At 71.1% G+C, this 11,890-nt stretch carries 12 protein-coding genes and 1 pseudogene; 5 read left to right on the top strand and 8 right to left on the bottom strand.

From position 1 onward, the window contains the following. Window positions 1–244 (top strand): annotated as a pseudogene (locus AB0G02_RS18670) (N-acylglucosamine 2-epimerase); the annotation flags it as partial. 76 nt (window positions 245–320) lie between these two features. After that, the gene (locus AB0G02_RS18665) at window positions 321–878 is read left to right on the top strand and encodes a hypothetical protein (protein ID WP_360795692.1); all 558 of its coding nucleotides are present in this window, start codon (window positions 321–323) and stop codon (window positions 876–878) included. Window positions 879–1,025: 147 nt separating this feature from the next. Here the strand turns inward: AB0G02_RS18665 and AB0G02_RS18660 are convergent, their stop codons facing one another. Next, window positions 1,026–1,703, bottom strand: coding sequence for a hemolysin III family protein (locus AB0G02_RS18660; protein ID WP_360795689.1), 678 nt, complete (start codon window positions 1,701–1,703; stop codon window positions 1,026–1,028). 82 nt (window positions 1,704–1,785) lie between these two features. Here AB0G02_RS18660 and AB0G02_RS18655 point away from each other — a divergent pair, with 82 nt between their 5' ends. Next, window positions 1,786–2,568: an isoprenyl transferase gene (locus AB0G02_RS18655; protein ID WP_360795686.1), complete on the top strand. Its 783-nt coding sequence runs from the start codon at window positions 1,786–1,788 to the stop codon at window positions 2,566–2,568. 100 nt (window positions 2,569–2,668) lie between these two features. On the opposite strand, the gene AB0G02_RS18650 is transcribed toward AB0G02_RS18655, so the two are convergent. Further along, window positions 2,669–3,010, bottom strand: a complete 342-nt coding sequence (locus AB0G02_RS18650) for a hypothetical protein (RefSeq protein ID WP_360795683.1) — start codon at window positions 3,008–3,010, stop codon at window positions 2,669–2,671. Window positions 3,011–3,332: 322 nt separating this feature from the next. Beyond that, entirely contained in the window at window positions 3,333–3,659 is a 327-nt protein-coding gene (locus AB0G02_RS18645) for a hypothetical protein (RefSeq protein WP_360795680.1), read from the bottom strand. A gap of 234 nt (window positions 3,660–3,893) precedes the next feature. On the opposite strand from AB0G02_RS18645, the gene AB0G02_RS18640 reads away from it, so the two are divergent. Then, window positions 3,894–5,132, top strand: a complete 1,239-nt coding sequence (locus AB0G02_RS18640; RefSeq protein ID WP_360795677.1) for a DUF885 domain-containing protein — start codon at window positions 3,894–3,896, stop codon at window positions 5,130–5,132. A gap of 460 nt (window positions 5,133–5,592) precedes the next feature. Beyond that, a complete protein-coding gene (locus tag AB0G02_RS18635; protein ID WP_360795674.1) occupies window positions 5,593–6,882 on the top strand; it encodes a PhoH family protein in 1,290 nt (429 codons plus the stop codon). Here AB0G02_RS18635 and AB0G02_RS18630 read toward each other — a convergent pair. From AB0G02_RS18630 to AB0G02_RS18610, 5 genes are all read right to left on the bottom strand, one after another. Then, window positions 6,870–7,610, bottom strand: coding sequence for a Pr6Pr family membrane protein (locus AB0G02_RS18630; RefSeq protein WP_360795671.1), 741 nt, complete (start codon window positions 7,608–7,610; stop codon window positions 6,870–6,872). The genes AB0G02_RS18635 and AB0G02_RS18630 overlap by 13 nt on opposite strands. An 81-nt stretch (window positions 7,611–7,691) precedes the next feature. After that, the gene (locus tag AB0G02_RS18625; protein ID WP_360795669.1) at window positions 7,692–8,459 is read right to left on the bottom strand and encodes an ABC transporter permease; all 768 of its coding nucleotides are present in this window, start codon (window positions 8,457–8,459) and stop codon (window positions 7,692–7,694) included. Continuing rightward, window positions 8,456–9,409 (bottom strand): ABC transporter ATP-binding protein, encoded by a 954-nt coding sequence (locus AB0G02_RS18620; RefSeq protein WP_360795666.1) that lies wholly within the window; start codon window positions 9,407–9,409, stop codon window positions 8,456–8,458. Before AB0G02_RS18620 ends, AB0G02_RS18625 begins: the two co-directional genes overlap by 4 nt. Before the next feature lie 110 nt (window positions 9,410–9,519). Next, window positions 9,520–10,959, bottom strand: coding sequence for a GuaB1 family IMP dehydrogenase-related protein (locus AB0G02_RS18615; RefSeq protein WP_360795663.1), 1,440 nt, complete (start codon window positions 10,957–10,959; stop codon window positions 9,520–9,522). 114 nt (window positions 10,960–11,073) lie between these two features. Next, on the bottom strand, window positions 11,074–11,460 hold the full coding sequence (locus AB0G02_RS18610; RefSeq protein ID WP_360795661.1) for a hypothetical protein: 387 nt from the start codon (window positions 11,458–11,460) through the stop codon (window positions 11,074–11,076). Between the last annotated feature and the right edge of the window lie 430 nt (window positions 11,461–11,890).

The following is an 11,890-nucleotide window of genomic DNA, read 5'->3' as shown; positions in this document are numbered from 1 at the left end:
GTTGGCGCTGGGTCCGGTGCAGGTCGCCGTGGTCGGTGACGCGCCGGACCTGGTGAGCGCCGCGTGGACGGGTGTGCACGGAGGCGGGGTGGTGGTGTCCGGTGCGCCGGACTCCGCGCCGTTGCTGGCCGACCGACCGCTCGTGGACGGCCGGGCGGCGGCGTACGTGTGCCGCGGCTACGTGTGCGACCGGCCCGTGACGTCGGTGGAGGACCTGGCCCAAGCCCTCGTTGTCCACCGCTAGCGAACCGACCTGCTCTTTTGTGCGTTGCACGCGTAGCGTCAGCATCACTGTAATCATGTAATCAAGGTGGTGCGTGATGCGACGTGGATGGGGCGGCAGAGGGGGCTGGCAGCAGACCGAGCAGCCGCCGGCGGACGACGCGGCGGCCTGGTTCAGCGGCAGGCTGCCCGACGGCTGGTTCACCGGAGCGCCGGTGGTGACGGTCGACCGGGAGGAGATCCTGGTCGTCGGCACGCTGCCCGCGCTGGAGGGCGAGTTCGCGGACGACGCCGAACGGGCGGGGGCCGAGTCGGGCCGGATCACCAGGTTCCGCGAGCAGACCAGGGACGAGCGGATCGAGATCGCCCGCCAGGCCGAGCACCGCTACCGGCGCAAGGTCGCCTGGGGTGCCCGGCTCGGTGGCACGGAGGAGCTGTTCACCACCCTGTCGGTGCCGGTGATGACCAGGCTGCGGCAGCCCGAGCGGATGGTGCTGGACACCCTCGTCGCGGCCGGTGTGGCGAGGTCGCGCTCGGAGGCGCTGGCGTGGGCCGTGCGGCTGGTCGGGGAGCACGCCGACAGCTGGCTGACCGACCTGCGTGAAGCGATGACCAGGGTCGACGACCTGCGCGCCCAAGGCCCGGACCTGGCGTGAGAACCCCCGTTCCCCGCTCCTCGGGGAACGGGGGCTCCACCCGCGGTGCCCTGCGCCTCACGTCCTACGGCCCGATCAAGCCACCGCGTTTCCACGGGGACGGCCTGATCATGGAAAACAGAGGGGTCTAGAGAGTAAAAACGCTGGTCAGGAGTAGATCGCGAACCAGATGGCGATGTAGTGGCACAGCGCCGCCACCACCGTGGCCGCGTGGAAGAACTCGTGGTAGCCGAAGACCTGCGGCCAGGGGTTGGGCCAGCGCGACGCGTAGAACACCGCGCCCGCCGTGTACAGCAGGCCGCCGACCAGCAGCAGGACCAGGGCGGCGACGCCCACGTGGTGCAGCAGGTCGGGCAGCACGAACACCGCCACCCAGCCCAGGGCGATGTAGATCGGCACCCCGAGCCACCTCGGGGCGTGCGGCCAGGCCAGCTTCAGCGTCACGCCGCCCAGCGCGCCGAGCCACACCACGAGCAGCACCACGTTGCCCGTCCGGGGCGGCATCGCCAGCATCGCGAACGGCGTGTAGGTGCCCGCGATGAACACGAAGATCATCGAGTGGTCGAGGCGCTTCATCCACGTGCGGGCCTTCACGCTGACCCAGTTCACCCGGTGGTACAGCGCGCTCACGCCGAACAGGCCGACGACGGTCACCCCGTACACGGACGTGGCGAGCGCGGCCTTGGCGGACACGGTGGCCGCGGCCAGGGCGATCAGTGTCGCACCCGTCGCCACGGACACGACGAACGACCAGAGGTGCAGCCAACCCCGCAGGCGAGGCCGCAGGGCGGGCTCGGGCGGCTGGGGATGAGTCGACGTGGTCACCCCGCTGAGGTTACGGGAGCGTAGGTGACCCGGTCAGCACACGACGGCGTGACCGAGCCCACCCGGCGTACGCTCTTCCAGCGTGGGTCTTCGCGAGCGCATCAAGGACAAGCTCCTCCTACCGGTCTACGAGTACCGGCTGAACCGGTGGCTCGACGGCAAGCAACGACCACGGCACGTCGGCGTCGTGCTCGACGGCAACCGCCGCTGGGCCAAGGAGGCGGGCTTCACCGACGTCGCGCACGGCCACCGCGCCGGCGCGCGCAAGATCCTCGAACTGCTGACCTGGTGCCGCGAGGCCGAGGTCGAGGTGGTGACGCTGTGGATGCTGTCCACGGACAACCTCAACCGGCCGTCCGAGGAGCTGGGGCCGCTGCTCGACATCATCGCCGACATCGTCGACGAGCTCGCGGAGCCGGGTAACCCGTGGCGCATCCGGCACGTCGGCGCGCTGGACATGCTGCCCACCGAGACCGCCGCCCGGCTGTCCGCGGCGGCGCTGCGCACCAAGTCCCGCACCGGCCTGGAGGTCAACGTCGCGGTCGGCTACGGCGGCCGGCAGGAGATCGCGGACGCGGTCCGCAAATTGCTCCAGAAGCACGCCGAGTCGGGCGGCACGATCGAGGAGCTGGCCGAGGTCCTCGACGTCGACCACATCGCGGAGCACCTCTACACGTCCGGCCAGCCCGACCCCGACCTGCTCATCCGCACCTCGGGCGAGCAGCGGCTGTCCGGTTTCATGCTGTGGCAGTCGGCGCACTCGGAGTTCTGGTTCTGCGAGGCCTACTGGCCCGAGTTCCGCCGCACCGACTTCCTGCGGGCCCTGCGCGACTACGCCATCCGGCACCGCCGCTTCGGCTCCTGAGCGCGACGCGCCCGAACGATTCCGCTGACCCACCCGGACCCGGACAACGCCCAAGGGCGGCGCACCCGGAGGTGCGCCGCCCTTGCGGATCCGACCGGACTCAGTCGTGCAGGTTCTGGCCGGTGTCGCTGTTGCCGTCGTCGTCCGTGTTGATGCAGAGGCTCTCGTCGTTCTGCGACAGGATCGGGATCGCGATGACGTTGACCTCGGTCTCGCAGATGTTGATGTTGCTCAACAGGTCCGAGTCGTTGCCGAAGTTGATCAGACCGAACTGGTCGGCGTAGTCGCCGCCGGGCGCCTCGGCGTCGTAGTAGTTGTGGAACTCGCCGACCGCGGTGTAGTCGTCGCCGAAGTCCTCCGAGTGCGGAGTCGCGAACGCGGGAGAGCCCAGCAACATGAGACCAGCCGCGGCGATGGCGACGGCGCCTGCCTTCTTGAACATATAGAACACACTCCTCTAGTGGGGAATTAGTGTGACGCCCAACCTCGCTCGTCGATGGCGAGCATTCAGGGAGTCTGGCGGCTCAGGCGGTATGCCCTCGCTTCGGTAATTTACCGGCTTGCGTTGTGGATTGCATCCGGCTGACACCATCGTGTGAACGCAATGTCTTTTTAGTTTGGCTCTCGGGCTTGTTCCGACATCACGTCACGTCCTACTGCCACCCATTCGAATAACTGTTTTGCGGTGGCTTGCGCGCCGCGCCCGCTCCGCTGGTGGTGCCGGGCGGCTCGGGCGCGTCGTCAGGCTTCGGGGAACGGGTGGGTCAGTCGTCGTTGTCCGTGTTGACGCAGGCGTTCTCGTCGTTCTGCGACAACACCGGGATGCCGATGACGTTGACCTCGGTCTCGCAGACGTTGAGGTTGCTCGCCACGTCCGAGTCGTTGCCGAAGTTCAGCAGGCCGAACTGGTCGACCGTGTCGCCGTTCTCGCTTTCGTGCGTCCAGAGCGACTCGTGCCCGTTGTCGCCGCTGTGCCCGTGCCCGTTACCGTGGCCGTGCTCGTGGGGCTCGCCGGACAAGGCGAATGCCGGAGCGCCCACCAGCATCATTCCCGCCACGACCGCGGCAACGGTGCTCGCCTTCTTCAGCACTTCACACTCCTCTTCAGGGGGTTCCCCCGGTCGATCCAGCGCTGCTCGGAAGCCCGGATGTTGATGGTCTGAGCGCAAACTACCCAACCACCTCCCCCCTATGGATCTCCATAACACCATTGTGTGAACCGTCGATCGCGCCTGTCCCTCGTTACGGTGTCTTTCCGCATCACGAATCGTCGGCGCGGTGGGCGTGTGGTAGATCGGCCGTTCATCTCGTAGGGTCTCCGGTTCATGGACGGCGACCGAATCGTGCGCGAGTACCTGATGCTCGGGCTCCGGCTGGACCGGCTCTCGCCCGGCTTGGTCGACTCGTTCACGGGCGACCGGGCGCTGCGCCGCGCGGTGGAGGGCGAGCCGAAGCCGCACCCGGTGGCGCTGGGCAGGCACGCCGCGCTGCTGCGCCGCGAGCTGCCGGGCACCGACCTGGAGCCGGAGCGCAAGCGGTTCCTGGACGCGCACCTGGTGGCGGTCGAGACGATCGCGCGCAAGCTGGCCGGGGTGCGCGTCGGCTTCGTGGACGAGGTGCGGGCGTACTTCCAGGTCGACATCGCGCCCGGCCACCCCGACACCTACCGCCGCGCGCACGCCGGGCTGGACGAGGTGCTGCCCGGCCCCGGCACGCTGGTCGAGCGGCTCGCCGGGTACCGGGCGGCGGACGCCGTGCCGCCGGGCAGGCTGAAGGAGACCGTGCACGCCCTGTCGAGCGCGCTGCGCGACCGCGTGCGGCAGCGGTTCGAGCTGCCCGCGCACGAGGTGGTGGAGTACGAGGTCGTCACCGACAAGCCGTGGAGCGGCTTCAACTACTACCTGGGCGGGTTCCGGTCGCGGGTGGCGATCAACGCCGACCTGGGGCACCGGATGTCGAACCTGCCGCACCTGGTGGCGCACGAGTCCTACCCCGGCCACCACACCGAGCACTGCCGCAAGGAGGTGGGGCTGGTCGGCAAGCGCGGGCACGCCGAGCAGGCGTTGTTCCTGATCAACACCCCGCAGTGCCTGATGGCCGAGGGCATGGCCGAGCTCGGCCTGCACGCCGCCGTCGGCGCGGGCTGGGGCCCCTGGGCGGAGGAGATCATGGCCGACCTGGGCCTGCGGATGGACGGCGAGCAGGCCGAACGGGTCGAGAACGCGCTGTCCGGGCTGCTCACGGTGCGCCAGGACGCCGCCCTGATGCTGCACGACCGCCGTGCCCACCCGGATGACGTCGTGGACTTCCTGTGCCGCTGGCTGCTGATCCCCGAACGTCGTGCTCGTCACATGTTGCAGTTCCTCGGTCACCCTCTGTGGCGGGCGTACACGACGACGTACGTGGAGGGGGTGCGCCTGCTCCGCGCCTGGCTCGACCTCCGCGCACCGGCGGACACCCTCGGTGACCGCTACCTGCGACTCCTCGACGAACCGCTGGTACCGGCGGCGTTGACCGCCGAGGTCCAGGCGGCTGTGCCCTGGCTGTCCCGCGACCCTGGGTGACCGGGTCCGCGCGGCCGATCACACCCCCTCTGAGCTGCATGGACGACACCGCGTTGCGCCGATGTGACGGTCCCGGGTCGTCCGGGAGCACCCGGAACTGCCCTCTTTCGCCAGTTTGCGGTGAGGTGACGACTTGGCGAATCACCTGTGTGGCTGCCTGCATAAGAGGGACCGGCGGAGGTAACTTCCGGTTGGCGGGACGCGTCCACTGCGGACCGCGCAGGGAGGCCCTGATCGTGGCGGTGTGCGCGAGGGGGCCGGCACCCGGCCCTCGTGGTCGGTGCGCCTGAGCTAGACGGCGTGCCGATCGATCGGGGTGGTGCCTGGCCCAGCGAGGAGCGGACGCGGGTGCCGCGTTCGTGAGGGAGTTGCCGTGAACGCACGACGACCCGCGAGCCGTTCCTCAGGCTCATCGCGCAGCACTTCCGGGCGCCCTGACGCGCCGACGACCAACACGTACGTGGTGGACACGTCCGTGCTGCTCTCCGACCCCCTGGCCACCACGCGGTTCGCGGAGCACGAGGTCGTGCTGCCGCTCGTGGTGATCAGCGAGCTGGAGGGCAAGCGGCACCACCCGGAGCTGGGTTGGTTCGCCCGGGAGGCGTTGCGCCTGCTCGACGACCTGCGGCTGCGGCACGGCAGGTTGGACCACCCGGTCCCGATCGGCGAGAACGGCGGCACGCTGCGCGTCGAGCTCAACCACTCCGACCCGGAGGTGCTGCCCGCGGGTTTCCGCACGGACTCCAACGACGCCCGGATACTGGCCTGCGCGCTCAACCTCGCGGCCGAGGGCAACACCGTCACGCTGGTCACCAAGGACATGCCGCTGCGGGTCAAGGCGGGCGCGGTCGGCCTGGCCGCGGAGGAGTACCGGGCCCACGACGTCACGCTGTCGGGGTACTCCGGGATGTCCGACGTGGACGTCGACCAGTCCGTGGTGGACGCGCTGTACCGCGACACGGTGATCGACCCGGCGCTGTTCGACCTGGCGCACGTCGCGGAGCTGCCGTGCCACAGCGGCCTGCGCCTGTTGGCGGGCACGTCGAGCGCGCTGGGCCGGGTCACGTCGGACAAGCAGGTCCGGCTGGTGCGCGGCGACCGGGAGGCGTTCGGGCTGCACGGCCGGTCCGCCGAGCAGCGGGTGGCCCTGGACCTGCTGCTGGACACCGAGGTCGGCATCGTCTCGCTGGGCGGACGAGCCGGCACCGGGAAGTCGGCGCTCGCGCTGTGCGCGGGCCTGGAGGCGGTCATGGAACGCCGCCAGCACCGCAAGGTCGTGGTCTTCCGGCCGCTGTACGCGGTGGGCGGCCAGGAGCTGGGCTACCTGCCGGGCTCCGAGAGCGAGAAGATGCAGCCGTGGGCGCAGGCGGTGTTCGACACCCTCGGCGCGCTGGTCAGCCAGGACGTCGTCGAGGAGGTCATGGACCGCGGGATGCTGGAGGTCATGCCGCTGACCCACATCCGCGGCCGGTCGCTGCACGACTCGTTCGTGATCGTGGACGAGGCGCAGTCGCTGGAGCGCAACGTGCTGCTCACCGTGCTGTCGCGGTTGGGCACCAACTCGCGGGTCGTGCTCACCCACGACGTCGCGCAGCGCGACAACCTGCGCGTCGGGCGGCACGACGGGGTGGCGGCGGTCATCGAGAAGCTGAAGGGGCACCCGCTGTTCGCGCACGTCACGTTGACGCGGTCGGAGCGCTCACCGATCGCCGCCCTGGTGACCGAGATGCTGGAGGACTACGCCTCCTGACCTCCGGGGGCCTTCCCCGCCGCGGCTGCCGTGGCGGGGGAGGCCCCCGGAGCCGGTTTCAGGCCGCGGTCGACGGCCCACGCGACCCAGGCGAGGACCGCGGCGACCACCAGCACCAGCACGGCGTTGCGCAGCGCGGCGCCGAAGCCCAGCTCCGCGGCGTCGAGGAACGGGTACGGGTACCAGTCGGTGAGCGCGCCGTGGACGAACGTGTAGGCGATCCACAGCACGGGCCAGATGAGCAGCGCCCTGGCGACCGTCGCCCGGTCGAGGCGCGGTCGGGGCCCGAACAGCAGCCAGCCGAGCACGGCCAGCAACGGCGCGAGGCGGTGGAAGCCCAGGTTCACCCACCAGGCCACACCGACGGGGTGAACCAGGGGTGCGAGCAGGATCGCGTACACGACCCCGGTGATCGTGATGCCGAGCAGGGCGTCCAGCCGCGCCACGCGCCAGCCGCGACCGTCCCGGGCGGGGCGCAACGCCAGCGTGACGGCCACGACCAGCACGAACAGGTTGCTCTGGATCGTGAAGTAGCTGAACAGGCGGACCAGCCGCACGCCGATCGTGACCGGGGCCTGGGCGTCGCCGGAGTTGACGTCCGTCCCCCCGGTGAACAGCAGCACCAGCTGGGTGGTCAGCGACGCGGCGATCACGGCCGCCAGCACGCCGTGCCACACCCGTGAGCCGGTGTGCCGGGCGGAGGGGCGGGGTGCGGTGGAGGTGCTCATCGCCCGATCATCGGGCCGGTGCCGACGTCCTGCCGGCCGAGCCGGGTCGGTCGAGCAGGCCGTTCGGGGGAGCCGGTCGGGCTAGTCGAGGGCGCGGCGCAGGAAACCGCGCATCCCCAGCGCCCCGAAGCCCAGGATCGCCGCCACCAGCACCACGAAGCACACCCACAGCGGGATGTGCTCGACGCCCGGCACGAGCACCGCCCGCATCCCCTCGCTGACGTAGGTGAGCGGGTTCAGCGCGCACACCACCTGGAACCAGCGCAGGCCGTCCAGCGCGGGCCACGGGAACTGCGCCGAGCCGGTGAACAGCAGCGGCGTCAGGATCACCGCGAACATGACCGTGATGTGCCGCGGCGACACCGACGTGCCGATGACCATGCCCACCGCCGCGCCCGCCAACGACCCCAGGACGATCACCAGCAGCGCCGTGGGCAGGCCGGACGCGGGCCAGCTGATGTCCAGCATCACGAACCCGATCGGGATCATCAGCACCGCCGCGAGCAGGCCGCGCACCGCGCCGAACACCATCTTCTCCACCGCGACCAGCGGGATCGGGATGGGCGCCAGCAGCCGGTCCTCGATCTCCCGCGTCCACGAGAAGTCCAGCACCAGTGGCAGCGTGGTGTTCTGCAGCGCGCCGAGGAACCCGTTCATCGCCACGATCCCGGGCAGCAGCACGGCGGCGAAGTCGTCCTGCACGAACCCGATGTCACCGAGCACCTTCGCGAAGATGAACAGGATGAAGAACGGCTGGATGATCACCTGGGCGAGGAAGCTCGGCAGCTCCCGGCCGGTGACGAAGACGTCCCGCCACAGGATCGCGCGGAACGTGCGCAGCGACGTCATCGCAGCTCCCGGCCGGTCAGGTGGATGAAGACGTCCTCCAGGCTCGGTCTGCCGATCGACAGGTCGGTGACCGGTGTGCCGAGCCGTTCGAGGGTCCGCAGCACCTCCGGCAGCGCCACGGCGGGCGCGACGTCGGTGTAGAGGCGGAACACGTCCCCCACGTGCTCGACGCGCTGCACGCCGTCGACCGCGCCCAACCCCGCGTTCACCACTTCGGGGCCGTCGCCGTTCAAGGTGACGGTGACGCTGAGCGTCGTGCTGCCGGGCAGGGTCCGGGTCAGCTCGGCGGGCGCGTCGAGGGCCAGCAGCTTGCCGTGGTCGACGATGCCGACCCGGTCGCACAGCTTCTGCGCCTCGTCCATGTCGTGCGTCGTGAGCACGACCGTGACGCCGTCCGCGTGCAGGGCGGCGACCCGGTCGTGCACGAACAGCCGTGCCTGCGGGTCCAGCCCGGTCGACGGCTCGTCCAGGAACAGCACCTTCGGCCGGTGCATCAGCGCGCGGGCGATCATCAGCCGCTGCGCCTGGCCGCCGGACAACGTGTCCACCAGGCTCTTGGCGTGGTCGCGCAGGCCCATCCGCTCCAGCACCTCGTCGGCCAACCGGGTCCGCTCGGCCCGGCCGATGCCGTGGTAGGCGGCGTGGAACAGCAGGTTCTGCCGGACGTTCAGCGCGCGGTCGAGGTTGTTGCGCTGCGGCACGACCGCGAGCAGTTGCCGCGCCCGCTGCGAGTCCGCGACCACGTCCACGCCCTCCACCAGGGCCGTGCCGGAGGTCGGCCGGACCCTGGTCGTCAGCACGCCCACGGTGGTCGTCTTGCCCGCGCCGTTGGGGCCGAGCAGGCCGAACACCTCGCCCCGGCGGACCGTGAAGCTCAACCCGTCGACGGCCGGTGCCCGACCGCTCTTGTAGACCTTCACCAGGTCCGTCACCGCCACGGCAGCGTCCACCGGGTCAGCCTAGGCAGATCCGGGGACGCGGGCGTGCCGACGACGGACCGTCACCGGGTCGGGTGGCCACCCGGTCCGGCGGTCGGGTCGGGTGGTTGTCGGGTGGGCCGTCACCAGCCGGAGGGCAGGGGCCGGCCCTCGGCGAACCCGGCCGCGCTCTGCACGCCGAGCGTGGCCTTGGCGTGGAACTCCTCCAGCGTCTGCGCGCCCGCGTAGGTGCAGGAGCTGCGCACGCCCGCCGTGATGGAGTCGAGCAGGTCCTCCACGCCCGGGCTCTGCGGGTCCAGGCGCATGCGCGAGGTGGAGATGCCCTCCTCGAACAGGCCCTTCTTGGCGCGGTCGAACGCGTTGTCGGTGCGGGTGCGCGCGGACACGGCCCGCTTGGACGCCATCCCGAACGACTCCTTGTACAGCCGGCCCTGCTCGTCGCGCTGCAGGTCGCCGGGCGACTCGTAGGTGCCGGCGAACCAGGAGCCGATCATGACGCTGGACGCGCCTGCGGCGAGGGCGAGGGCGACGTCGCGCGGGTGCCGGACGCCGCCGTCCGCCCAGACGTGCCGGCCGAGCCTGCGGGCCTCCGCGGCGCACTCGGCGACGGCGGAGAACTGCGGGCGTCCGACGCCGGTCATCATGCGGGTGGTGCACATCGCGCCGGGGCCGACACCGACCTTGACGATGTCCGCGCCCGCTTCGACCAGGTCGCGGACGCCGTCGGCGGTGACCACGTTGCCGGCGACGACGGGGACCGCCGGGCGGGCCTCGCGGACGGCCTTGAGGGCGGCGAGCATCTTCTCCTGGTGACCGTGGGCGGTGTCCACGACGAGGGTGTCGACGCCGGCCTGCAGCAGCTGCTCGGCCTTGGCGGTGACGTCGCCGTTCACGCCGATCGCGGCGGCGACGCGCAGCCTGTCCGCGCTGTCCAGGGCGGGTTGGTAGACGTCCGCGCGCAACGCGCCCAGGCTCGTCATCACCCCGCGCAGCCGGCCGTCCGCGTCGACCCCGAGCGCGACCCGCTGCGTGCCGCCGTTGAGGCGGTCGAAGACGTCACGCGGGGAGGTGTCCAACGGAAGGGTGAGGATCCGGTCGTCCGCCACGTCGTGCAACCGGGTGAACCGGTCGACGCCCGCGCACGCCGCCTCGTCCACGACACCGGTCGGGCGACCGTCGTCGTCGATCACGACCACCGCCCCGTGCGCCCGCTTGTGCAGCAGGTTGACCGCGTCCGCGACCGAGTCGCCGGGGTGCAGCGTCAGCGGGGTGTCCCACACGGTGTGCCGCGCCTTCACCCACCCGACGATCTCCGCGACCGCTTCCGGCGCGACGTCCTGGGGGAGCACCACCAGGCCCCCGCGCCGGGCCACGGTCTCCGCCATGCGCCGTCCCGCCACCGCGGTCATGTTCGCGACCACGATCGGGATCGTCGCCCCCGTTCCGTCGGAGGTCGACAGGTCGACGCCGAACCTCGACTCGACGGCCGATCGGCCGGGGACGAGGAAGACGTCGTCGTAGGTCAGGTCGTAGCTGGGCCGATGCCCTTCGATGAACCGCACAAGAGATTGACGATACTTGCGCGAGCGTGAATCCGCCCTGGTTGTGCGCACCAGAAGCACGATCGGTATGAGGTTTACCGTTGTGGCTTCCTACAAATCCGCAGTGCTGCGGCTTCAGGCGGCCGCGCCGGGCTGGAGGACCAGCGCGGGCGTCCCGTCGACCACCACCAGGCCGACCCTGATCGACGGCTGACCCTGGAACCCGAACTCCCCGCTGCCGAGCCCCGCACCGATGGTCGACTGCGTGCCGCCGCCGTCGGGGTAGGGGACGTAGTAGGAGAGGGTGTCGGGGCTGATCTCCGTGACATGCATGGACGAGTAGTAGAAGGTCGCGGCGTCCAGCGGAACCTCCACCGGTCCGGTCAGTAGCAGGGTGCAGTCGCCGTCGAAGCAGTCGTCGACGTTCGAGCTGGGCGGTGCGGGAGTTGCCGGGCTGGTGGTCGCCGTGGGTGTCGTGGACGTCTCGGGTGCCGTCGTGGCGGGGGTCGCGTCGGTCGTCACGTCGGTCGTGGCGGCGGAGGACGCCGGTGGCGGCTGCGCGCCAGGGTCCCCACCGCCGCAAGCGGCCAGGAGGAGCAGGGGAAGCGTTGCGAGAACGGCGGCATATCGGCGCATGAGCCGGTTCTATCCCCGACCACCGGGGACTGGTCCCGCTCTCGCCCGCTTCCTGCCGGGGTCGCCGTCGCCGTCGCCGTCGTTGTCGCGGTCGCCGTCGCGGGGGTGCGCGTCGGCGGCGGCGGCTGGCGGCGGGCTGTGGCTGGCGGTGGAGCGTGCGGCCGGCGTGGGTGCGGATGGCGGCTGCGGGCGATCGGCACGGCCGGGCAGGCACTCGCATGGCCGGGCCGGGCTGCGCAGGGCTGCGCTGGCCGGGCTGGCCGGGCTGGGCCGGGGGACCCCCCCCGCGCGCCCCGTGGGGGGGGGGGGCCGCGCC

This window comes from Actinosynnema sp. NPDC023658, assembly GCF_040639995.1.
In the GTDB taxonomy this organism is placed as follows: Bacteria; Actinomycetota; Actinomycetes; order Mycobacteriales; family Pseudonocardiaceae; genus Actinosynnema.
The sequence above is the reverse complement of the archived record's forward strand: the minus strand, read 5'-3'. Positions and strand labels throughout refer to the sequence as shown.